This is a genomic window from Snodgrassella alvi, assembly GCF_040741455.2.
Taxonomy (GTDB): Bacteria; Pseudomonadota; Gammaproteobacteria; order Burkholderiales; family Neisseriaceae; genus Snodgrassella; species Snodgrassella alvi_E.
On the sequence record NZ_CP160328.2, the window covers coordinates 2,210,546 to 2,235,327 of the forward strand.

17 protein-coding genes and 2 tRNA genes are annotated in these 24,782 nt (G+C 43.4%); 13 read left to right on the forward strand and 6 right to left on the reverse strand.

Annotated features, from left to right (window positions below; genetic code table 11):
• Positions 1 to 379: 379 nt before the first annotated feature.
• The 5 genes from ABU615_RS09865 (at position 380) to ABU615_RS09885 (ending at position 7,265) form a co-directional block, all read left to right on the forward strand.
• A complete protein-coding gene (locus tag ABU615_RS09865; protein WP_370388934.1) occupies positions 380 to 2,650 on the forward strand; it encodes an NADP-dependent malic enzyme in 2,271 nt (756 codons plus the stop codon).
• Between the two features lie 78 nt (positions 2,651 to 2,728).
• Positions 2,729 to 3,232 (forward strand): transcription elongation factor GreB, encoded by a 504-nt coding sequence (gene greB / locus ABU615_RS09870; protein ID WP_100139899.1) that lies wholly within the window; start codon positions 2,729 to 2,731, stop codon positions 3,230 to 3,232.
• A gap of 193 nt (positions 3,233 to 3,425) precedes the next feature.
• Positions 3,426 to 4,337, forward strand: a complete 912-nt coding sequence (locus ABU615_RS09875) for a MoxR family ATPase (protein ID WP_267408139.1) — start codon at positions 3,426 to 3,428, stop codon at positions 4,335 to 4,337.
• Positions 4,321 to 5,256, forward strand: a complete 936-nt coding sequence (locus tag ABU615_RS09880) for a hypothetical protein (RefSeq protein ID WP_370388935.1) — start codon at positions 4,321 to 4,323, stop codon at positions 5,254 to 5,256. The genes ABU615_RS09875 and ABU615_RS09880 overlap by 17 nt, the downstream gene beginning before the upstream one ends.
• Positions 5,256 to 7,265 (forward strand): transglutaminaseTgpA domain-containing protein, encoded by a 2,010-nt coding sequence (locus ABU615_RS09885; protein WP_370388936.1) that lies wholly within the window; start codon positions 5,256 to 5,258, stop codon positions 7,263 to 7,265. The genes ABU615_RS09880 and ABU615_RS09885 overlap by 1 nt, the downstream gene beginning before the upstream one ends.
• Before the next feature lie 828 nt (positions 7,266 to 8,093).
• On the opposite strand, the gene ABU615_RS09890 is transcribed toward ABU615_RS09885, so the two are convergent.
• Positions 8,094 to 9,806 (reverse strand): thiamine pyrophosphate-dependent enzyme, encoded by a 1,713-nt coding sequence (locus tag ABU615_RS09890; protein WP_370388937.1) that lies wholly within the window; start codon positions 9,804 to 9,806, stop codon positions 8,094 to 8,096.
• 275 nt (positions 9,807 to 10,081) lie between these two features.
• On the reverse strand, positions 10,082 to 10,729 hold the full coding sequence (gene grxB / locus ABU615_RS09895; RefSeq protein WP_370386430.1) for a glutaredoxin 2: 648 nt from the start codon (positions 10,727 to 10,729) through the stop codon (positions 10,082 to 10,084).
• 236 nt (positions 10,730 to 10,965) lie between these two features.
• On the opposite strand from grxB, the gene hemF reads away from it, so the two are divergent.
• Complete coding sequence (hemF, locus tag ABU615_RS09900; RefSeq protein ID WP_370388938.1) at positions 10,966 to 11,892, forward strand: oxygen-dependent coproporphyrinogen oxidase; 927 nt, start codon at positions 10,966 to 10,968, stop codon at positions 11,890 to 11,892.
• Positions 11,893 to 11,915: 23 nt separating this feature from the next.
• Here the strand turns inward: hemF and ABU615_RS09905 are convergent, their stop codons facing one another.
• The gene (locus ABU615_RS09905) at positions 11,916 to 13,139 is read right to left on the reverse strand and encodes a chloride channel protein (RefSeq protein ID WP_370388939.1); all 1,224 of its coding nucleotides are present in this window, start codon (positions 13,137 to 13,139) and stop codon (positions 11,916 to 11,918) included.
• 144 nt (positions 13,140 to 13,283) lie between these two features.
• Between ABU615_RS09905 and ABU615_RS09910 the strand changes: the two genes are divergently transcribed.
• Together ABU615_RS09910 and ABU615_RS09915 are read left to right on the forward strand one after the other, a co-directional pair.
• Positions 13,284 to 14,912 carry an ABC-F family ATPase gene (locus ABU615_RS09910; protein ID WP_100152361.1) on the forward strand — a complete coding sequence of 543 codons (1,629 nt, stop codon included), beginning with the start codon at positions 13,284 to 13,286 and terminating at the stop codon, positions 14,910 to 14,912.
• A gap of 52 nt (positions 14,913 to 14,964) precedes the next feature.
• On the forward strand, positions 14,965 to 15,510 hold the full coding sequence (locus tag ABU615_RS09915; protein ID WP_367488935.1) for an N-acetyltransferase family protein: 546 nt from the start codon (positions 14,965 to 14,967) through the stop codon (positions 15,508 to 15,510).
• Positions 15,511 to 15,593: 83 nt separating this feature from the next.
• On the opposite strand, the gene crcB is transcribed toward ABU615_RS09915, so the two are convergent.
• Complete coding sequence (crcB, locus tag ABU615_RS09920; RefSeq protein ID WP_100139909.1) at positions 15,594 to 15,980, reverse strand: fluoride efflux transporter CrcB; 387 nt, start codon at positions 15,978 to 15,980, stop codon at positions 15,594 to 15,596.
• A gap of 124 nt (positions 15,981 to 16,104) precedes the next feature.
• Between crcB and ABU615_RS09925 the strand changes: the two genes are divergently transcribed.
• The 5 genes from ABU615_RS09925 (at position 16,105) to ABU615_RS09945 (ending at position 19,243) form a co-directional block, all read left to right on the forward strand.
• Positions 16,105 to 16,641 (forward strand): NUDIX hydrolase, encoded by a 537-nt coding sequence (locus ABU615_RS09925; protein ID WP_367488929.1) that lies wholly within the window; start codon positions 16,105 to 16,107, stop codon positions 16,639 to 16,641.
• A gap of 17 nt (positions 16,642 to 16,658) precedes the next feature.
• Complete coding sequence (gene gloB / locus ABU615_RS09930; RefSeq protein WP_367490545.1) at positions 16,659 to 17,417, forward strand: hydroxyacylglutathione hydrolase; 759 nt, start codon at positions 16,659 to 16,661, stop codon at positions 17,415 to 17,417.
• Positions 17,418 to 17,583: 166 nt separating this feature from the next.
• The gene (locus ABU615_RS09935; RefSeq protein WP_370388940.1) at positions 17,584 to 18,924 is read left to right on the forward strand and encodes a deoxyguanosinetriphosphate triphosphohydrolase; all 1,341 of its coding nucleotides are present in this window, start codon (positions 17,584 to 17,586) and stop codon (positions 18,922 to 18,924) included.
• Positions 18,925 to 19,081: 157 nt separating this feature from the next.
• Positions 19,082 to 19,158, forward strand: a tRNA-Arg gene (locus ABU615_RS09940).
• A 10-nt stretch (positions 19,159 to 19,168) separates the two neighbouring features.
• Positions 19,169 to 19,243, forward strand: a tRNA-Glu gene (locus ABU615_RS09945).
• A gap of 614 nt (positions 19,244 to 19,857) precedes the next feature.
• Here ABU615_RS09945 and recG read toward each other — a convergent pair.
• A complete protein-coding gene (gene recG / locus ABU615_RS09950) occupies positions 19,858 to 21,894 on the reverse strand; it encodes an ATP-dependent DNA helicase RecG (protein WP_370388941.1) in 2,037 nt (678 codons plus the stop codon).
• Between the two features lie 223 nt (positions 21,895 to 22,117).
• A complete protein-coding gene (gene ilvD, locus ABU615_RS09955; RefSeq protein ID WP_370388942.1) occupies positions 22,118 to 23,986 on the reverse strand; it encodes a dihydroxy-acid dehydratase in 1,869 nt (622 codons plus the stop codon).
• Between the last annotated feature and the right edge of the window lie 796 nt (positions 23,987 to 24,782).

The window sequence follows — 24,782 nt, forward strand, 5'->3', positions numbered from 1 at the left end:
ATTTCTTTATACAAATTAGGTTATGAAAGTCAGCTACAAAATATTAAAAAGCAATAAATCTAATTTTTTTAGAAGTAAATAAATATTTGGTAGAGTAGGGCTAATTTATTAACATAAAGCTAAATTTTCTATACATGCTCTATTCCATATATGGCTAGTATAAAAAATGCCAATGCATGGGTAAAAGCTGATATTTCTAAAAGATGGCAGTTGATTATACTGACAATAAAACGGTGCATGATTTTGTTAAATAACGCTATAATGTGAACTACTTTTATCAATGCCTATGATTTATAAATTGCTCTGATAGAAGTGACTTTTAGCGTGCTCTTTCAAGAACAGCTTATTGGTGTTGAAAAACCTAAGACTGAGAACAGATATGGATGAATTAATCAAAGAAGCAGCATTACATTTTCACGAAGAACCCCGTCCCGGTAAAATTCAAATTACGCCAACCAAGCCGCTGGCTACTCAATATGATTTGTCACTGGCTTATTCACCGGGTGTGGCTGCACCATGTATGGAAATTCACCGTGATCCCTTGAATGCATATCGTTATACTGCTCGCGGTAATCTGGTGGCTGTAATTTCCAATGGTACAGCCGTGCTGGGGTTGGGCAATATTGGTGCATTAGCCGGCAAACCGGTAATGGAAGGCAAAGGGGTACTGTTCAAAAAATTTGGCGGTATTGATGTATTCGATATCGAAGTAAACGAAACTGACCCAGATAAATTAGTTGATATTATTGCTTCTCTGGAACCGACTTTCGGTGGTATCAATCTGGAAGATATTAAAGCACCGGAATGTTTCTATATTGAGAAAAAACTGCGTGAACGTTGCAATATTCCGGTATTCCATGACGATCAGCATGGTACTGCTATCATTACCGCAGCAGCGATTAAAAATGGTTTGGAAGTAGTAGGTAAGGATATCAGTCAGGTTAAGCTAGTCTGCTCTGGAGCTGGTGCTGCGGCTATTGCTTGTCTGGAGCTCTTGGTAGCGCTGGGCATGAAACGCGAAAACATCACTGTGTGTGATTCTAAAGGTGTAATTTACCAGAATCGCGAAGAAAACATGGTGGAATCGAAAAAACTATTTGCCATTCCTGATAATGGTCAGCGCAAGCTGGCTGATGCGGTACATGGCAAGGATATTTTCCTTGGCTTGTCCGGCCCGAATGTTCTGAGCGTAGACATGCTCAAAACCATGGCTAAAGACCCGATTATTTTGGCTATGGCCAATCCGACACCAGAAATATGGCCGCCGGAAGCCAAAGCAGCGCGGCCGGATGCTGTAATTGGTACAGGACGTTCTGATTTCCCGAATCAAGTAAACAATGTATTGTGCTTTCCGTTCATTTTCCGTGGCGCGCTGGATGTCGGCGCTACCACTATTAATGAACAGATGAAATTAGCCTGTGTGCACGCTATTGCTGAGCTGGCAAAAGCCGAGCTGAGTGACGAAGTTTCTGCAGCATATGGTAATGCCGAGTTGTCTTTTGGTCGTGAATATCTGATTCCGAAACCCTTTGACCCGCGCCTGATTGCGGTTGTTGCTCCGGCTGTTGCCAAAGCAGCGATGGATTCAGGTGTTGCAACCCGTCCGATTGCAGATATGGATGCTTATGTAGAAAAACTGAGTCAGTTTGTTTACAAATCCAGTCTGTTTATGAAACCGGTATTCTCACAGGCGAAGAAAGATGTAAAACGTGTGGTATTGTGTGAAGGTGAAGATGAGCGCGTTTTGCATGCTACGCAGCATATAGTCAATCATAAACTGGCTTACCCAATTCTTATCGGCCGTCCGGCCGTTATTGAAGCACGGGCGAAAAAGCTAGGTCTGACTATTCAGTCAGGCAAAGATTTTGAAATTGTCAATAATCAGGATGATCCGCGCTACCGTGAATATTGGCAGGCTTATTATGAGCTGCGCAAACGTCATGGCGTTACTGAAGAGATGGCACGTCGCCGCATGATTAGCAGCTCTACACTGATTGGTGCCATGATGGTACGAATGGGCAGTGCTGATGCCTTGCTTTGTGGTACAGTTGGCCGTTTCCATGACCATTTCAATATTCTGGAAGAAGTAATTGGCTATAACAATGCTGAGCAGAATGCTTGTGCAATGAATGCACTCATTATGACTTCAGGCAATATGTTCATTGCTGATACTTACGTCAATCCTGAACCTACTGCCGAGCAAATTGCTGCAAACACACTGATGTGTGTGAATGAGATCAAACGCTTCGGTATCGAACCTAAAGTGGCGCTGTTGTCTAATTCCAACTTCGGTTCACTGGAACAGCCCAGCAGCAGCAAAATGCAGGAAGCTCTGGCTCTGATTAAAGAAGCAGATCCAGAACTGAATGTCGATGGTGAAATGCAAGGTGATCTGGCTCTGGATGAAAAACTGCGTCAGAAATTAATGCCGGACTGCCAGCTTAAAGGTGCAGCTAATTTGCTGGTGATGCCTAATGTTGAGGCAGCCAACATCAGCTACAATTTGTTGCGTACTTCTTCTAATGGTGTAACCATTGGCCCGATTCTGATGGGTATGAATGAATCCGTGCATATTGTTACTCCTATGGCTTCTGTACGCCGTATTGTCAATATGGTTGCTTTGGCTGCTGTGGATGCGCAGCGTAAATAACCACTGAGTCAGCTGAAAATGAAGCAGGCTGTCTGTATTTTTCAGACAGCCTTTTTGTGTTAAATATGGAGACAGATTATGTCTGATGTGCAGACGCAACCTGCGCCCAATTACATTACACCAGCCGGTCATCAGGCTTTACAGGACGAACTTTATCAACTGGTACACAAGGAACGGCCGGAAATCGTGAACGTGGTTAACTGGGCAGCCGGTAATGGAGACCGCAGTGAAAATGGTGATTATCTGTATGGTAAACGCCGGTTGCGAGAAATTGACCGGCGTATTCGGTTTTTGACTAAACGGCTTGAGGCTGCTCAGGTGATTGACCCAGAAACACGTGAGGCAAGTGATCAGGTATTTTTCAGTGCAACGGTAACCATTCTACGCGGCAATGGAATAGAACAAACGGTACGCATCGTAGGTACCGACGAGATTGATACTAGTCGTAATAAGATTTCATGGGTATCGCCGCTGGCACGTACATTGCTTAAAGCACATGAAGGTGATGAAGTACGCCTGCATGGTCCGGATGGGGTGGAAAATATTGAGATACTGGCTGTGGAATATATTCGCATTGATTAATTTACTATTTAGCATACATAATGTTAAACTTAGTTATTAATCATACAGTTTGTGTTTTCAGTCTGTACTTTTATCAATGCTTTTTGCATGAAAACATAATAAACAACTTTTGTTGTGTTTATTATCTTTGAGAAATGCATTGTAACTATTATCAGTATTGCTGCTAAAGACCCTTTATCTACTATTTTAATACATGAATCCAAAACTAGAACCAATTTTCAAACAGCTTAATGCCCTGATTCTGGGTAAACAACAATTACTGATTCAGATTGTGACCTGTGTTTTGGCTCGCGGACATATTCTGCTGGAAGATGTCCCAGGAGTCGGCAAAACCACGCTCGCTCATGCACTGGCTGCAGTACTGGGATTGAAATACCAGCGTGTTCAGTTCACCAACGATATGCTGCCGGCTGATTTGCTTGGTGTGAGTATATTCCAGCCTAAAAGTGGCGAATTTGTGTTTCATCCGGGACCGGTTTTCAATTCCTTTTTACTGGCCGATGAAATCAACCGTGCTTCACCCAAGCTGCAATCGGCTTTATTAGAGGCGATGGAAGAAGGGCAGGCTTCTGTAGATGGGAAAACTTATACACTGCCTAAGCCCTTTCTGGTAGTGGCTACACAGAATCCGACCGAACAGCTCGGTACCTATCCTTTGCCTGAATCGCAGCTTGATCGTTTTATGATGTGTCTGAGTATCGGCTATCCTGCTGAAAAAGAAGAGAAGCTGCTTTATGTTTCTGGCGGACGCCGCCAATTTGTACCACGCCTAAAAGCCGTTTGTAATGGGGAAACACTGCAGCAGTGGCAGGCAGAAGTAGCTAAAGTTAATTTATCTGTTGCCGCTGCTGATTATGTGTACCGACTGGTGGCGGCTACGCGGACTCCGGGTATGTTTGCTGTTGGTCTGAGTCCTCGTGCTGGCTTGGCAGTGGTTCAGGCAGCCAAAGCCTATGCTTGGATACATGGGCGAGCGCATGTGGTACCGGAAGATGTAAAAGCGGTTTGGGTATCCGTGGGAGCACATCGCCTGCAACCAGTGCAGAGTCAATCCAGAAGCAGTACGCTGCTTAATGGGATGCTGGATAATGTTGCCGTGGTCTGAGGTGTCCGTACCCACGTTGATAGACGGGCATACGGCTTTGCGTGCTCGAAATATACGTTTTAATCTGACACGCATGGGATGGGGATTGGCTATTGCCTGTATTCTGCTGTGGATTATGGCGGTGAATTATCAGATCAATGTAGCTTATGCGCTGGTATTTTGGCTACTTGGTATATTGGTGTTTGGGGCGCTGGCCAGTTTCCGGCAGCTAAGTGGTCTGATTTTGGCTGTTGTGCCGCAATCAGAATATTTTGCCGGTAAAGATTGTGTACTGACTTTACGTGCCTGTGACAATAGTAAACGAACACGTTGGTTATGGTTACAGACGGCACAGGAAATTAGCGGTACTCCAGAGGACTGGCAGCTGTGGAAAATTACACCTGAGAATACTGATTTTGTCTGGACTTTACCACCACAACGGCGCGGCATTTTGCCAACACTAATGTTAGCAGGTGCCAGTATGGCTCCGTTTGGTCTGGTAATGATTAAAACACAGTGGGAATTTACAGATGAAATTGTTATTTTTCCACAACCGATCGAACATACTATTTCGTCAGTAAAAAGCATTAGTGGTGAGCAAAACAGCCAAATCAGCCAGAGTGGACAAGATCCGGCTTATCTACTTCCACACCAAAATGCTATTTCAGCACGGCAGATTGCATGGAAGCATTATGCTAAAAGTGGTGATTTACTGGATAAGTATTTTGACCAAGGTGCTCCGCTGGCAGATCCATTGCTGATTTCCTATCGCGATTATCCGCAGGGCACCAGTGTAGAACAGATGGCCAGTAAAATGTGCTTCAGAGTATTGGCCGCAGATGCCCGTGGTGAAAAGTATATTCTCGAATTACCGCGTCAGCGCTATGAAGCAGCGACTGCACAACGAACACAATGTCTGAATGCTCTGGGTAGATGGTAATGTGGCTAGCTGATCCGGTATTTTTGCGTAAATCTCCCCCTAAGCGTACGCAGTTAATTCTGTTGCTGATGCTGGCTTGGATAGCTTTACCATTGCTGTTTGATTTACCTATGAGTGTTGGTGCAGCATTTGCCTTGCTCTGGCTGATACGAGTGGGTTTACTTTTTACTAAAATCAAAAAGCTGCCATTATGGGCATTGGTAATATTATTGCTGGGTTCGACGGTATGGATATATTTTCGACTGGGTACCATCATTGGACGTGATGCTAGTGTTTCCTTGCTGATGCTGATGATTATGCTGAAAGCCTTCGAGGGAGAAACCTTGCGTGACTGGCAAATTCTGCTTCTGGCTCAGTTGATTTTAATGGGTGGCGGCCTACTGTTTAATCAGAGCATACTGATGGCGCCCTGGCTGATTGTGGCTTTATTCTGCCTTATTTCGGCTTTAGGTTTACTCGCCGCTACTCAGCCATCAGCCGCTATTCGTCAGGGTGCATTGATTCTGTTACTGTCTTTTCCATTGGCGGTGATTCTGTTTCTAGTTGTCCCACGTAAGGATAAGCCCTTATGGGGAATACCCCAGCCGCAGCAATCAGCTGCTACAACAGGTATATCGGATACGCTGGTTGCGGGTAGTGTCAGTAATTTAGTCCTAGACAATGCGTTGATTTTCAATGCTACCTTTGATAATGATATTAAACCCAGACAAGCCGATCTTTACTGGCGTGTATTGGTAATGGGTAGAAATTATGATGGTGAATGGCGGGCAGTAAAAGAACAATACACAGATGAAGACTCATTGCAATTGCCGTCTAAGGATAATTTGGCTCAGCAAAGCAATAATCGGCTTTTGGGTTACCAGCTGATTATTCAGGATGACCATGGCCGTATTCCAGCGTTAGATCAACCCTTGGCTGACGGTCAGCCAGATTTAAACCGACGCGTTGGCAATGTGGTGCGGGTAAATCGTAGCAGAGAAGGTTTACGTCGTATTCATTTGTATTCTCAGTTGACGCCATATTTATATCAGCAGATGGATGAGGCTTTACTGAGTTATTACACTCAGCTGCCGGATGGATTAAATCCTCAAACTCGTCAATTGGCACAGCAGATGGCCAGACAATCTGGTAGTAGTGAAGAATTCATCCGTCATATAATGGATTATTTTCGTAATAATCACTTTCAATACACACTCACTCCTCAAACCAGTGATGAACCTGTAAATCGTACGGATTTTTTCTTATTTCAAAGTAGAGAAGGGTTTTGTGAGCATTATGCAGATGCCACTGTGTGGCTGGCAAGAGCGGTAGGTGTGCCTGCACGAGTGGTAGTTGGCTATCAGGGTGGTGAATATCATCCTGAAGGGAAATTTTGGCAGATTCGAAGCAAGGATGCACATGCATGGGTTGAAATCTGGATTGCAGAAAAAGGCAGATGGCAGCGTGTGGATCCGACTACTGCAGCCGCTGCTTCACGGATAGAAAAAGGGATTGAAGATGCTCTCCCCGCAGGTCAACGTGCCAGTTTGACATCTTCTTATCCTTTATTACAGAAATATTTGGATAATGGCCAGTTTTACTGGCAGCAATGGGTTGTCAACTATGATACAGGAAGCCAGAAATCAATTCTAACGTGGCTAAATTTGAAAAATTTACCTGTCTCTGTACTGGTTGTGATGGTTGTTGTTGTCATCATCATTATGGCATTGCCGTTAGTTTTTTGGTTGCGGCGGCAGGGAGATGTGCAGTCACAGCCGCTTACTGACGGCATTAATTTGCTGAAGCAATCCGTAATAGAAGGTGAAGAAGATGAATTAGCGGCAATGGGACCGCTGGAGCTGCAAGCTCTTCTGGCCGAACATAATCTCCTTAATGCAGATTTGGCAGCTTTGCTGATGCAATATATTGATTGGCAATATGGTGCAGGTGGATTGCCAGACAAGCGACAACAGCGTATTTGGTATCGTAAGATGAAAAAAGCTGTCCGCCAGCTAAATAAACAGGAATAAACGGGTATATCCGTTTATATATCTCCGTTGATGCGGATTAAAATCGATTTTTAAACGAAAACTACCCAACTATTGAGTTTAACTCAATCGCTGGGTAGCTTATTACAGCTGTGAATGATCATATTAATTTCTAGCCTGAAGTTTTTCTGTGTGGTCTGTGAAACAGTCCGTACAAAATTCCCGCAGACAGATAGCTTTTAATCAATTTGATTAAAAGCTATGAAATAACAATACGTTAAATCATTTTGATTGAAAAGAATTAATTATTGTTAATATTTAACTATTTGATTTTAATAATTATAAATTTTTAATAAAGTGTTGTTAAAAACGAAATATCCTTTTTTTTTGCGTAGTTAATTCACTGATGATTGATTATTTGATGTTTGAAAGGGATTGTTAAAAAGCAGCTATTATTGAACATAATAAGTTAACGTTTTAATTATAAAGTGTTGTTAGACTGTGTGAATTCTGTAAACTGCAATGATTTTCAAAACAGAATTCTCAAAACCAATTTAGGGCAAAGCTCGATTGAGAATGAGTCTAGGCTATATGGTATCTGATGATTCTGAGCCAAGGTGTGTCAGATACCTTGCGCTATTTTAAGTTTATTTAGTGATATTTTTTGGGATATTAGCTGGTTATTATTTTTTTCTGAATATTTTGTATTTAGTAAATGTGATATTTTGGAAAATTCCAAACTCTAAACTTAGGCTGATTTAGGGGCAATTTCGTTAAAATAGATATTTTAAATGGTTTACCAAAATCTGACCGATATAATAAAACTTACTGCCCAACCGGATGCTGAGCAGTAAGTTTGTTCGTTTTGGTTTAAATATTATTTTTTATCATGTCGATAACATCTTTACCTTTGCCTTCAAGAATGGCTTTAGAACCATACCAAACCATGTTTTTAACATTCTCATAGCTGATTGAAGGAGGCATAATCAGTTCTTTGTCGCTGATAACCACGTCCAGCAAAGCCGGTCCTTTGTGTGCCAGAAAACTTTGAACGGCTGTTTCCAGTTCGGAAGATTTGCTTACACTTTGCGCGCTAAAGCCACAACCTTCGGCTATAGTCTTGAAATCGCCGTTTTTCAGGTCTACATACACTTCGACCAGTCCTTCACCTTTTTGTTCCTGCTCAACAAAGTTAAGGGAGCTGTTGTTAAAAACGACAATTTTAATGGGCAGATTTTCTTGTTTGGCAGTAAGTAAGTCACCCATCAGCATGGCTAGTCCGCCATCACCTGATAAAGAAATTACCTGCCGGCCTGGAAATGCTTTTTGAAAGCCATAAGCCTGAGGCATGCTGTTAGCCATAGTGCCGTGTTTCAGGCTGGTGAGAAAGCGCCGTTTACCGTTCATGTTTAGATAGCGGGCACCCCAGAGCATCGGTGTACCGACATCTGCCGTAATCAGAGCATCATCATCTGCATATTTATCAATTAATTCAACTAATTGCTGCGGATGTATTGGGTGTTTATCATCCGGGGTGGCAAATGATTGAAATTTCTCCATGATTTTGGCAAATAGTGCAGTGTAGTGATCCAGAAAGCTGCTGTCGCTTCTAGCTTGGATTTTAGGGAGCACATTTTGCAAAGTGGTTTTTACATCTCCAACTAGTCCTAGATTGATTGGATGACGTAACCCCAGCTGAGTCGCATCATGGTCAATTTGAATGATGCTGGTGTGGTCAGGATAATATTCAGACCATGCAAAGCCACAGCCTAATAATAAAAGCGTATCGCATTCCTTGATTGCTTCATAGCCGGCTTTGGTGCCGAACATACCCGTCATGCCTACTTGATAAGGGTTATCCCAGGCAATGCTGTCTTTAGCTCGTGAAGTGTGTACCACCGGCGCTTTTAGTTTTTCTGCCAGAGCAATTACTTCGTCATGAGCATCTTTACTACCATAGCCGGCGTAGATGGTGATTTTTTTACCCTGATTAATGGCTTCGGCTAGTTTTTCGATTTCTTGATCATTTGGTCTGGTTACCGGCTGTGGCTGCCAAATCTGTATGGGTTGTTCGGCTATTTCCATCTTGCTGATGTCACTAGGCAGGATGACAACGGCTACACCACGTTTATTGATGGCAGCCTGAGCAGCTTGCGTAAATATGCGTTGTGCTTCCTGTGGCTGATTTACCATCTGACAAAATACGCTGGTATCCTGATAGACTTTGAGAAAATCAACTTCTTGTGGAAAGCCGGTTCCCATTGAAGTAGCGGCTAATTGGCTAGCAATGACAATCACAGGTGCATTGTTTCGATTTGATTCATATAGGCCATTAATCAAATGCAGGCTGCCTGGTCCACAGGAACCGGCACAAGCTGTAAGCTTGTTGGTAATCATGGCTTCCGCACCGGCGGCAAATGCGGCAGCTTCTTCGTGACGGGTGTGTACCCAGTTTATACTGCTTTTTTGGATGGCTTTGCCGACAAAATTCAAAGTATCCCCGATGATGCCATAACAGTTGCTTACTCCTGCTGCAGTGAGTACATCAACCAGTATTTCTGAAACGGTTTTGGTTTTAGACATGATGTATTTCCTCTAAAATTGATCACTTATTAATGCTTTTGAATAAATATATACTATGCTGGATATTCCTCTGAATATTATGGCTATAATTGTTATTCAAAATATTGAAATTAAAGGTATGTTAATTCTTTATCAATATTTAATCTATTGTAGTATTGTGAAATCCACAATACAATAATGTTAATAAAATTCATTATAAGTTGATAATTTCAAATATTATTTAAATAAAAAAGCAGCCGCATCTTATAGCGGCTGCCCAATATAAAAAGGCTGTTTCAGATTGAACGGTCGTCATATAGTGGTATGCGTGTAATGCGGCTCATGCTGTGCATGTAGTCTAATACAGGCGCAGTCCATTCAATACCTTTAACCATAGTGAGATTGCGCAGAATCGGGAACAACAGGATGTCTTCCATGCCAAAAGTTCCATTCGCACCGCGGTCGCTGTGAATGAGTGGTGATAAGGCAATTAAGTCGGCGTTCAGACGTTCGATGTAGGTTTGGCTGTTTAGTAGATGCTGTTGAAAATCGCCGTAGATGGCAGTTTTTTTGTTGACGAAATAATCAATGGCGCTTTGGGTAGCAAATTCAGGCAGATTAATCTGTGTACAACGTGGTGCGGTGAGGAAGTTTCGGTAAGTATCAACGATTTTGATCCAGCCCTGAATTTCTGGTCGGACAGTAGGGCTTAAATGTGTACTGTCTGAAAGTTTGTCGATGTATTGCACAATATCCAGACTTTCACCCATGGCGCTGCCATCATCTTTGACTAGTATGGGTACCATTTTTTTGCCAATGAGTTTTATGGGTGTGTTTTCATCATCATTTAGCAGAAAAATATTTTCAACTGGTACTATTTTTTTTCCAAATATCATCCGCGCACGGACGCAAAAAGGGCAATGGTCGTAAAGATAAAGTTGCATTGAAATTTCCTTATTTTAATAGTGTGCGTAATAAATTTAGTGCCGAAGACACAATTCTGACATTTATCGGTTTATTGATATTTTTACTGGTGTATTGCAGTTGATAAATGTGCAGTAAAATACTTTTTCTTACACAATAATCCACAGATTTAAAAATTCTGTTGCTGTGGCTGTTTTGTGCTGTAAATTAATTAACATTATACATATATTAATTAATCAAAGTTTGTGGTTTTTTCATGAGTGGTGATGTATTTAATCAAGTTTTAGATTTTTTTAAAAATTTACAGATCGATTTAGCTGATACTTTGGCAGGAGCTGATGGAACGGGCAGTTTTGTAATAGATAATTGGTCTGGTGCTTTAGGTTCTGGTTGTACGAGGGTTTTAAAAGACGGGGCGGTATTTGAACAGGCAGGAGTAAATTTTTCCCATGTAAAGGGTAAAGCAATGCCGGTTTCTGCTACTCGGCAACGTCAGCATCTGGCTGGAGCACCTTATGAAGCTATGGGGGTATCACTGGTAGTCCATCCGCGTAATCCCTATGTGCCTACTAGCCATGCCAATGTGCGTCTGTTTGTGGCCTATCCTGAGCACGCCAGTCCTGTATGGTGGTTTGGTGGAGGCTTTGATTTAACACCGTTTTATCCGTTTGAAGAAGATGTTTTACACTGGCATCGGGTAGCTCAGGCAGCTTGTCTGCCATTTGGAGAAGCAGTGTATCCGGAATTCAAACAGTGGTGTGACCGCTATTTTTATTTGCCACACCGGCGAGAGCAGCGGGGGGTGGGCGGTTTGTTTTTTGATGACTTAAACCGCTGGGATTTTGCTCAATGTTTTGCTTTTATAAAGGCGGTGAGCTCAGCCTATACACAAGCATATTTGCCAATTGTGGCGCGGCGCAAGAATATATCATATGGCGAGCGTGAACGACAATTTCAACTCTACCGGCGCGGACGTTATATAGAATTTAATCTACTCTGTGACCGAGGCACACAGTTTGGTTTAAATGCTGGCGGACGTACGGAATCTATCCTGATGTCTATGCCGCCTGCTGCCCGTTTCGAATATCAGTATGAGCCTGAAACGGGTTCTGCTGAAGCTCAGCTAGCCAAGTATTTACAGATACACGACTGGCTGGCAGAGGGTGAAACTTGCTCAGTATAAGTGAGGAATTCGGCGCAGATTTTCTATTTGTTTAGTGCCTGCTGTACTGGAAGAGCAGTCAGCAGACACAAGCTGACTGGCATAATAATATCAGGTGTGATATTGGTTATTTCTATTACAAATAATATTGCGGTCAGAGGCATTTTTTGCTGTACCGCCAGAAAAACTGTTGCTCCAACTACTACGGCTGCTATCAAGGGCACAGGAGGCAATATACTATTCCATGCGGTAGCCGCAAGTAAGGCAACAAGGCCACCAATCATCATTGAGGGTGTAATAAAACCGCCATAAGCACCGGCTCGTGTAGCCAGTAACAAGGCAAGCCACTTGCCAATAAGCAGAGCTGCTGCATATTGCCAACTAATGCTGTCATTAAATAATAATTCATTACCTGCTTTTCCGTTGCCCAGTATTTCCGGCAGCCACATTGCCAGTACACCTATTAGTACGAAAGCGGCAACACTGATAAAAATTAGGCGCGGTGTGCTGCGGTTTGCGGGTTTACAGTAAGCTAATTGCTGTTGTAACAGCCAAGAACCGGCGGTGATAATAGGGCCGAGTAATAACGCCCAAACTAATAATGTACTATTAAGAGTAAGTGTCGGTAGCTGATAGGAAGTTGAACTGCCTAAACCCAACCGTGCTACCCATGTCGCAGTTGTGCAGCAAATTAAGGCAGCAATCACGCATTGGCGTTGAAAGCTGAAAAGTAGCGTTTCTAGAGCAAACAGGGCACCGGCTAGTGGTACATCAAACACCGCTGCCAGACCTGCTGCCGCACTACAGGCTAAGAGAATTTTCCGTTCCTCGGCGCTGATTTGCAATCGACGGCTGATGCAATCCGCCAGAGCAGAACTAATTTCACGTGGAGCGGTTTCCCGCCCGAGGGGTGAGCCCATACCCACTGTTAAAATCTGTAGCAACGCATGAATCACAGTCGTACCTAGCGGTATGGGGGTGGTGCTGGTACTGATGGCCTGTTTGATATCTACTAGTTTGGCACCAAAACGGTGCAGCAGAAACCAGCCAATGCCACCCACTATGCCGCAGCCAGACACAGCCAGCAGACGATGCATAGCACTGGTTTGTTCTACCATGTCTCGAAAAGTGATGCCGTCAATACGCCTGATGCCATAGACAAGCTGCTGAATCATATGCAGCAGTCCGATTAAGGACATACCTGCCACACCAGCAATGGCTCCGCAGAGCAATAATAAAGCAATCATTCTGGGGCTTAATCGGGTCATGACAGTATGCATCAGTGGTAAATAAAAGTGGTTTTTACACTTTAATGCCTTTATTGTAAATGTCGGAATACGGTTTGCGGAATTTCGGCCTAAGCCTGTGCTAAAATCAGTCTATTTTGTCAGGATTTTAAAGGAAGCATTCCTGTGATTAGTACCAATAATATTACGATGCAGTTTGGCGCTAAGCCATTGTTTGAGAATGTATCGGTGAAGTTCGGTGGCGGCCATCGCTATGGTTTGATTGGTGCCAACGGCTCAGGTAAATCAACTTTTATGAAAATTCTGGGTGGCGATCTGGAGCCTACAAGTGGTGAAGTAGCCATAGATCAGGGGCTCCGTCTGGGTAAACTGCGGCAGGATCAGTTTGCTTATGAAGATATGCGTGTGCTTGATGTGGTCTTAATGGGGCACACTGAAATGTGGGCCGCGATGACAGAGCGTGATGCTATCTATGCCAATCCGGATGCAACTGAAGATGATTATATGCGCGCGGCAGATTTGGAAGCCAAATTTGCAGAATACGACGGTTATACGGCGGAAGCCCGAGCTGCTGAATTGCTTGCCGGTGTGGGTATAGATGAGCATTTGCATAATGCTAGTATGAGTGAAGTGGCACCGGGGTTTAAGCTGCGCGTGTTGTTAGCGCAGGCATTGTTTTCCAAACCGGATGTGCTGCTGCTGGATGAGCCCACCAATAATCTGGATATCAACACCATCCGCTGGTTGGAAGGTGTATTGAATAGTTATGAATCTACCATGATTATCATTTCGCACGACCGCCACTTTTTAAATGAAGTGTGTACGTACATGGCTGATGTGGATTATGGTGGCATTACGCTGTATCCAGGTAATTATGATGATTATATGCTGGCTTCTACGCAGGCTCGCGAACGTACACTGAAAGACAATGCCAAAGCCAAGGAAAAATTGCAGGAGCTGCAGGAGTTTGTGGCTCGCTTTTCGGCTAATAAATCTAAAGCACGGCAGGCTACCAGCCGCGCCAAGCTGGCAGATAAAATCAAGGCCGATATGGTGGAAGTCAAGCCATCCAGCCGTCAGAGTCCGTTTATTCGTTTTAATTTTGATGATAAGAAAAAATTGCACCGGCAGGCATTGGAAGTGCAGGATTTATCTAAACGATTTGACCGCCAATTGTTCAAAAAGCTGAGTCTTATGCTGGATGCGGGGGAACGGCTGGCAATTATCGGCCCAAATGGTGCCGGTAAATCCACTTTGCTGAAACTCTTGGCAGGAGCTTATGATGAAGCTTATAACGAAGGTATTAAAGCGGATAGTGGTAGTGTGAAATGGGCGGAAAAAGCACAGGTTGGCTATTACCCACAGGATCATGAAAATGATTTTGACGTACCGATGACGTTAACTGAGTGGATGCGCCAATGGGGTAAAGAAGGTGATGATGAGCAGGTTATCCGTGGCACACTCGGGAGGCTGTTGTTTGGCAGCAATGAAGTCGGTAAACAGGTACAGGTGCTGTCTGGTGGTGAAAAAGGCCGCATGCTGTATGGTAAGCTGATTTTACAAGAACCAAATGTGCTGGTTATGGATGAACCGACCAACCATATGGATATGGAAAGCATCGAGGCGCTAAATATGGCACTGGAAAAATTTCCAGGTACATTGGTGTTTGTATCCCATGATCGTCAGTTTGTGTCCAGTCTTGCAACGCAGATTATTGAGCTAGATGGTGAAGGTGGCTTTGAATATTATCTGGGTGATTATGAAGGTTATCTGGCCAAGAAAGGTCTGGTTTGATTTATATTGACTGCCTGTTCACACAGGCAGTTTTTTTATATGGGAGATAATGATGAGTACAAGCAAAAATTCTGCGGTAAAACTGGTTGATTGTAATGAGCAGGCACACGCAGAAGCCATTTTGGCACTTTTTAATCATACGATTGCTTCTTCTACGGCTCTATATGATTATGAACCGCGTACACTGGCATTTATGCATGGCTGGTTTGCCGCCAAACGTGCGCGTAACTGTCCTGTAATCGGTGCAGTAAATGAGCATGGTGATCTGCTGGCTTTTGCCTCATGGGGTGCATTCAGAGATTATCCAGCAAATAAATATACTGTAGAGCACAGTGTTTATGTGCGTGATGACTGCCGTCGACAGGGTCTGGCGCGCATGCTGATGCAGGAACTGATTGAACGTGCACGCAAGGCTGATATGCATGTTCTTATGGGGGTGATTGATGCGGCTAATAGTGGCAGCATCGCCCTGCATGAACAGCTGGGTTTCACTCATGTAGGCACGCTACCACAGATAGGATTTAAATTTGGCCACTGGCTGGATGCGGCTTTGTATCAGCTGACTTTGGATACCCCTCTTAGACCAATAGACGGTTGATAAGAAGTAAGAAGAATATGGACAGCATATCTATGCTGTTTTTTTATTGGCAGTACTTCAATATGACTTCTTTATAGTATTTTTCAGACGAATTTTAGCCACCACTGTATGCAAAACAAGCCGAATATGGTGAGCAGCAGAGAACCGCCTGTATGTAAAAGCATATGGGTGAGTGCAAGAACATAGCGGTGGGACTGAAGTAATTGTACTGATTCCATGGAAAAGGTTGAAAACGTGGTTAATCCGCCCAGAAACCCTGTAATAACGAACAAGCGCCATTCGGGGGCTATGTTTACGAAATGTAGAAACAGACCACTTGACAACCCGATCAAATAAGCGCCAATCCAGTTTGCAGCTAAGGTGCCATAGGGTAGAGTGGAATGAATGGTGTTTAGACTGATACTTAATAGCCAACGTACAACAGCACCCAGTGCCGCACCACCAGCAATCGCAAATATGGACCGATACATAAACAAACTACCGAAACAGGATACAGATTCATTTATTTTACGCTAAAGCAGCGTCACTAATATTGTCAACTACAGTTGAAATGGCTACGCTAAGGTTCTCAACTACACTAAAAAATTTATTCTTATGAATCTAACCGAAACTAAAATCAGCAGTGAAGAAGTTTATCATGGTACCTTTATAAATGTATTTGAAGATACTGTTTGTCTGCCCAATGGTAATCAGGCGCAACGGATAGTGGTGCAGCATCCAGGTGCAGCTGCAGTGTTGGCGGTAACATCAGAACAAAAAGTAGTATTGGTGCGTCAATGGCGTTATCCGGTAGGGGAAGCCTTACTTGAGATTCCCGCTGGTAAGCTGGATGGAAAAAATGAAGATCCGGCTCACGCTGCTGTGCGTGAATTGGCTGAAGAAACCCCTTATACAGCCACAGAAGTTAAACTAATTTACACTTTTTACACCGTTCCAGGCTTTGGTGATGAAAAAATGTATCTTTATCTTGCTGAAAATGTGCAAGCTGATAGTAAGCTGAGCGCAGACGAAGATGAGATAATCGAGCCTGTTTTGCTCAGTAGGGAAGAGGTGCGTAAAGCGTTGGCCAGTAATCAGATTCATGATGGTAAGACATTGATTGCGTTGCAATATTGGTTATTGTATTGCTAAAGTTGGAGTGGGCTGTGATGCAGATTCTTCCGATACCCGCCTTAACTGATAATTATATCTGGCTGTTACATCAGGAAAAGCAGGCTGTTGTAGTAGATCCCGGAGAAGCGCAAGGTGTCATTGATTATCTGATTGCGCATGAGATAACTCTAAGTGCCATCTGGCTGACTCATACACATTATGACCATATCGACGGGGTTTCTGCTTTGTTACAGCAGTTTCCACGGTGTGTGATTACTGGGTCGGATAGATGGAGGCTGGTAAACTGGCCAGTTACAGAAGGGAGTCGGTTTGCAGCTTTCGGACAACAGGTATCCGTATGGCACATACCTGGGCACACAGAAGATCATCTGGCTTATATACTCACCGATGATGAGAGCCGGCAACATGTGTTTTGTGGTGATACACTTTTCAGTGCAGGTTGCGGGCGGGTGCTTCCCGGAGCCATGGCCAAAATGTTTGCCAGTTTGCAACGTCTAAACAGTCTTTCACCTAATACATTGTTCTATCCGGCACATGAATATACTGCGGCCAATCTAAGATTTGCGCATGCAGTTGAGCCGGATAATGAGGCAATCCAGAAAGCCTCAAGACAAGCTGAAACGCCGCCAACTCTGCCGGTTACATTAGTTCATGAACGCACTATCAACCCTTTTTTACGTATCAGCCAGCCGCAGGTAATCGCCGCTGCAATACAACATAGTCTGCCGCGACAAAATGCTAATCAGCCGCTGGCTGTTTTTACCTGCTTACGCGAATGGAAAAATCAATTCTGATTCCGATGCCGATTGCAGCATGTTATCATTAAGGCAGCATAATAACGAAGGAATAAATGAGTTGAAACAAGGTTGAATGCCTGATAAAGATGATATTGGACTGAAAAAATCAGGGAGCATTCAGCTTGTCAACTGCCGAAATATGAATACAACATCTCGATACAGGATGACCTGGAAACAACTGTTAAGTACCCAGCGTTTTAAACCGAACAATGGCAGTATCGTCCCAACCGTAACCGCGTCCAGTGAAGAAGGTGCAGAAGCTTTACGTACAGATTTTCATATAGACTATGACCGTGTGGTGTTTTCCAGTGGTTTTCGCCGGCTAGCACGTAAAACACAGGTGCATCCATTTGCTTTACATGACCACACACACAATCGCCTGACACACAGTGTAGAAGTGGCTAGTGTGGGACGTAGTCTGGGGAATCGAGTCGGCGTAATGCTTGCAAATGGTGATTTTTTACCACCAGACAGTCACCCAGCTGATATCGGAGCCATTGTACAGGTGGCTTGTTTAGCGCATGATTTTGGCAATCCGCCATTTGGACATACTGGTGAAGAGGCTTTGCGTGAATGGTTCCGTGATCCGCAACATGCACATTATTTACATAAACTCAGTGCCGTTGAACGCAATGATATTGAAACTTACGAAGGTAATGCTCATAGCCTGCGTCTGGTAGCTAGTCTGGAAATGTATCAGAATGATGGCGGAATGCGGCTCACAGCGGCGGTTATCGGCGCTTTAATGAAATATCCTTGGACAAGTTCAGCACAAAAAGGGCGAAGTAAATTCAATATTTATCAGACTGAACTGCCTTTTATTCGCTGCGTAGCACAACAGCTAGGCTTGCTTACTGCGGGTGAGAATCAATGGGTACGGCATCCTTTATCCTATCTGATGGAAGCGGCTGATGATATTTGCTATGCATTACTCGATCTAGAAGATGCAGTCGAACTGGAACTATTGCAGGTAAAAGAAGTTGAGCAAATTTTATCTAGACTGATCAATCAGGAATATAACTTGCATTCAGACACTAGTCAGGCGCACTGTGCACGATTGCGCGGTATCGCCATTGGCCGTGCTGTAGATGATATCGCGCATACCTTTATCAAGTATCATGGAGATTTATTAAACGGCGAATTTTGCGGTAAAGATCTTATTGAGCTGGCAAGTCCTGATGTTAGTGATGCGCTTAATGCTGCTAAGGATTTGGCATGTAAACGCATATTTCGTCATCAGAGCAAATTAATTACCGAAATCGCTACTTTCCCCTGTCTTGGTTCGATATTGGGTCTGCTGGTACCAGCAGTACATGACTTTATTAAAACCGACAAAATGAGCAAGCGGCAGGAGCTGGCTTTGTCATTATTGAAAGAGCAGAAACTAACTCGTGACGATAATTTGTATCAGGCTTATATGAAAGTGCTGGATTTTGTTGGCGGGATGACGGATAACACAGCAGCGAAGCTGGCACGCGAAGTGTCGGGTATTGGCATGTTGTAATTATTAGCACTGATTAAATGGATAAATAATTATTTAAATCATGTGTATAAATATTATTTTTAATTTTGTGCGGTTTTTTTTCTTGCCAAAAAGCAAATTATTGCGTATTATCGCGCTTCTTGATTTTCGGTGACTCTTAAACGAGTTCGAAAGCAGTGCACCCGTAGCTCAGTTGGATAGAGTATCTGGCTACGAACCAGAGGGTCGGGCGTTCGAATCGCTCCGGGTGCACCATCAAGCTAACGCGCCCATCGTCTAGCGGTTAGGACATCGCCCTTTCACGGCGGTAACCGGGGTTCGATTCCCCGTGGGCGTGCCAGATTCTAAAAACCTGTTTGATTGTTCAAACAGGTTTTTTTATTTTCTTATTTAGAAAAAAGAATAATCTGACTATTTGTAGGTGATAAAATACAGATACAGTGATATGTTTTAGATAAATATTTGAAATATTAAATAATTCATGATTATTATAGAATCAGGCTGAAATCACAATTGCATTTTATAAATGAGATATACATCTGCTAACGTAGAATGTATGTTTATCAGTTATGCTTGAAGCTATTACTGTTGAATAACGGCCACTTGAAATCAATTTCGGATTTTGTCTTAACCGATGATAGTTGCTGGTTTGCTCTCCCAAATATCATTCAAGTATAAGATGGCATAAAAAAATAAGAAATAATTTTAAAAAATATATAAATACAAATGATATTAATATATTGATAAATAATGAAATCATTATAATTATATTCAATAATCCTAAACAATTCATTCAGACATCGATAGATAAAACGAGCTAAAGAATGCACAGATAAATCTTGAGCGGGATTTTGAACTTATAAATGATGAAAAACTTAAAAAGGGATTGATTTTTATAAAAATTGTGTGCAAGTAAAGTGTTAGTAGGATTTTAAATCCCGTAACCATCATCCTTTATACACCAAGATAAGCAGCTCGTTGCGCCAGCCAGCGCTGTAAATGCTTTCTGACCACTTGTGGTTGCTGATTAATCAGCAGTGGTGCCAGATTGCGGGCTTTTTCCAGTAAGGGCAAGTCCTCTTCCAAATTTGCAAAACGCAGCATTGGTACACCGCTTTGACGCGCGCCAAGAAACTCTCCCGGTCCACGGATATTCAAATCCTGCCGAGCAATCTCAAATCCATCGGTATTTTCATAAATCACTTTCAAACGGGCTTTTGCCAAATCGCTCAACGGTTCACTAAACAATAAAACACAGCGACTGGCCGCAGAACCACGACCCACACGACCACGTAGCTGATGCAGCTGCGCTAGCCCCATCCGTTCTGCATGTTCAATGACCATCAAGCTGGCATTTGGGACATCTACACCCACTTCAATGACCGTTGTGGCTACCAGCACCTGTATCGTGCCAGCCGCAAATGCGGCCATCACTTCTGCTTTTTCCGTCGATTTCATGCGCCCATATATCAGGCCAATGTTTAGCTGGGGTAATGCCGCTTGTAACTGGGCAACGGTATCAACTGCCGTCTGTAACTGTAATGTTTCCGACTCTTCGATTAACGGGCACACCCAGTACACTTGCCGACCCTGAATGCAGGTATGTTGTACCAGTTTTTCAACTTCCTGCCGACGCGTACTGTTGACCAGTCGGGTCACTATAGGGGTGCGTCCCGGTGGTAATTCATCAATAACTGAGACGTCCAGATCAGCAAAGAAGCTCATGGCTAATGTGCGTGGTATCGGTGTAGCAGACATCATCAACTGATGTACATCACTGCCCTTATTTTTCAGTGCTAAACGTTGAGCTACGCCAAAGCGGTGCTGTTCATCAACAATGACTAAACCCAAATTATGAAACGAAATATCTTCCTGAAACAGGGCATGTGTACCTACAGCAAGTTGCATTGTTCCATTTGCCAGCTCTGTTTTGGTTTTTTCTCTAGCTTTTTTGCGCACACTGCCCGAGAGCCAGCCAACTGTTATGCCTTGAGAGGCAAACCATTGTTGAAATTTCAGATAATGTTGTTCTGCCAGAATTTCTGTGGGCGCCATTATTGCAACCTGAAAACCTGCTTCCACCGCAATAGCGGCGGCCAGTGCACATACAATGGTTTTACCACTGCCTACATCTCCCTGTAATAGACGATGCATTGGATGTGTTTGTGCCAGATCGGTTTTGATTTCATTAATAGCACGTTGCTGGGCACTGGTTAAAGCAAAACCTAAATTTGTCTGTAGAAGCTTGCTGATGTGTCCATCACCAGATAAAGCTGCAGCATGTCCTTTTAATCGCTGCTGGCGTGCCAGCCGCATCGATAGTTGCTGTGCCAGTAACTCATCAAATTTCAATCGTTGCCAGGCAGGTAAGGTGCCTTGATGTAAATCCTGTACTGAGTATTCTGGTGGAGGAGAATGCAGAAATTTCAGACTTTGTAATAATGGTGGTAAGTGCAATTGCTGCAATAGCTCATCAGGTAATGTATCGTCGTCAGGCAGATGTTTCAGTGCGGCCTGAATCAGCCGCCGCAATGCAGGTTGATTCAGGCCATTAACCGTGGGATAAACAGGAGTTAGACTTTCTGATAGTCCTTGCTCAATATCAGTGCGGATTTTTGGATGCACCATTTCATCACCAAAAAAACCGTGTCTGATTTCTCCCAACGCCCGAATCACTTTCCCTTCTGCTAGTTGCTTTTGCTGACTGGGGTAAAAGTGAATAAATCGCAGATACAGAACATGTCCGGATAAATCTTGTACTTGTACGATTAACTGCTTACGGGGACGAAACTGGATTTGCTGATGAATGACCGTGGCTTCAATCTGTACGGGAATACCGGCACGAGCATCGGCAATTGGGGTAATATGAGTTTCATCCTCATAGCGTAAAGGCAGATGCAGAGCCAGATCCCAGATATTATTGATATTGAGCTTGGCCAGTTTAGCCTGCGTGGCGGTACTGACAGGGAAAGGAAAATCTGCTGTAGACATGGTCAGACAGTTAAGAAACAGGAAATATCCTAGTTAACATAACACGATTACACGCATCATGCTATTCCTGCTGATACCATGTAGATGTAATAATTAAGAAACTTTGGCTGCCAAATAGTTTTTTATGAGCAAAACCAGAAATAGAGTTATATTAAGTATAAAAAATACCCGTTTTACAGATCGAGTTTTAATTTCGCTGCAAAACGGGTAATGTTTAGATTAATTAATCCTGCCTCTCTACCTGAGATACATCACGAACTGCACCAGTATCGGCACTTGTAGTCATGGCGGCATAAGCGCGCAATGCAACGGAAACATGGCGTTGACGTTTTACCGGTTTCCATGCACGAGCACCACGGCTTTCCATTTCTGCTCGACGCTGCGCTAATTCTGCATCGGTGACTGCCAAATGTATGCGTCGCTGCGGAATGTCTATTTCAATGATATCGCCCTCATGCACCAGCCCAATATTGCCACCTTCGGCTGCTTCAGGAGAAGCATGTCCGATAGACAAACCGGATGTACCACCGGAAAAACGGCCGTCGGTGAGTAGAGCACAGGCTTTGCCCAGACCTTTGGATTTCAGGTAACTGGTCGGGTAGAGCATTTCCTGCATACCGGGCCCCCCTTTGGGACCTTCATAACGAATAACGACAACATCGCCAGCCACAACCTGATTACCCAGTATCGCTTCAACAGCCTCATCCTGACTTTCAAATACACGGGCACGGCCAGTGAATTTCAGAATACTATCGTCGACACCGGCGGTTTTCACCACACAGCCACGTTCAGCCAGATTACCAAACAACACTGCCAAACCGCCATCCTGTGAGTAGGCATGCTCTTTATCACGAATACAACCGTTTTCGCGATCTAAATCAAGCTCAGGCCAGATGCAGCTTTGTGAAAAAGCCTCAGTAGAGCGTACACCACCCGGAGCCGCCTGATAACGGTGACGGGCATCAGTATTGGCTGGATCGCTGATGTCCCAATGTAAGATGGCTTCGGCCAATGTAGGCATATGTACAGTGTGTACACTGGTATCCAGCAAGCCGGCACGATTTAGCTGGGACAGTATAGCCATCACGCCTCCGGCGCGATGAACATCTTCCATATGATATTTTTGTGTGGCCGGTGCCACCTTGCACAGACAGGGTACATGCCGGCTCAACTGATCAATATCTGCCATTTTAAAATTCACACCAGCTTCAGTCGCAGCGGCAAGTAGGTGTAATACCGTATTGGTAGAACCTCCCATGGCAATATCCAGACTCATGGCATTATTGAACGCAGCCTTTGTTGCAATACTTCGTGGCAGCACACTGCTATCATCCTGTTCATAATAGCGTTTGGTAAGCTCAACAATTCGTCGGCCGGCCTCAAGGAACAGTTCTTTGCGTAGACTATGAGTGGCCAATAGTGAGCCATTACCGGGTAAAGATAAGCCCAGTGCCTCTGTCAGGCAATTCATAGAATTAGCGGTAAACATACCCGAACATGAACCACAGGTTGGGCAGGCACTGCGCTCCACTTTAGCAACGGTTTCATCGCTGATTTTATCGTTACCGGCCTCAATCATGGCATCAATCAGATCCAGTTTGCGTGTGTGCTGCTGGCCGTCTGTAGTGGCGATGATTTTACCGGCTTCCATAGGGCCACCAGAAACAAATATAGTTGGAATATTGAGACGCATTGACGCCATTAGCATGCCCGGGGTGATTTTGTCACAATTGGATATGCACACTAAGGCATCAGCGCAATGCGCATTAACCATATATTCAACGCTATCTGCAATCAAATCGCGTGAGGGTAGGCTGTAAAGCATACCTTCATGCCCCATGGCGATGCCATCATCTACGGCAATAGTATTAAATTCTTTAGCGATCCCGCCGGAACGCTCAATTTCACGTGCAACCAATTGACCGATATTGTGTAGATGTACGTGGCCTGGTACAAATTGAGTAAAAGAGTTGGCAATAGCGATAATTGGTTTGCCAAAATCTTGATCGGCGACACCGGTGGCGCGCCATAGTGCACGCGCACCGGCCATATTTCGCCCGTTTGTGGATGTCTGCGAACGGTATTGTGGCATGATGCATTCCCTTGTATTGTTTTTTATGTGTAAATGTAAAACAACTGTCAGCTATGGTACGCAGGCAGTTGATGTTTGTAAACTCAAAGCATGCTCTGATTACAATTGTTTTGGCTAGATAGTCTTCAAGCGTACGATGGAAATTCTCAGTATGAAACGCATTATCATACAAATGACATAAAAATAGTGCAATCAGATTGGGTTGATTCAATGTAGGAATGATATCTGGATAGATAATCAAATTTATTGTTAGATTAATGACTATTAGCCCAAAAAAGACAATACAGAACGCATTAAAACTGTCCCTATAAACCTGGGATTGTTTCTGTTAATCACGATCACTATTATGACTATTAGTTTTTGCCAAATTTTTGCCTTTTGGTACTCATTAATATACTCTGGCCAAAAAAAAAGATTATAAAGGTAAAAAAACACCTAATACGATATCGAATTTTTGAGCCATTTTGCTGTGGAATATTACACCAAAAAGGTAAATAAAATCGTTCCTAGCATTAATCACAGATATAAAATAAGTCAGTTAACGATAACCGTTATGGTACGTTTCTAAGGTGAAGCTAGTTCAACTTTAATTTCAGACTCATCGAATGAAAACGGCTCATATAAATATTTTGTGATTAAAAATTGGAAATTATCAGTTATATATATTGATAAGATTCAGAACCAATAACAGCTGACAATGTGTAATATGATAATACTTATAAGAATCAACAGATGATAAAACGGTTAGCCGACTCGATATACATTAAAACCTAGTATAAACAATTATTTTAGAAAT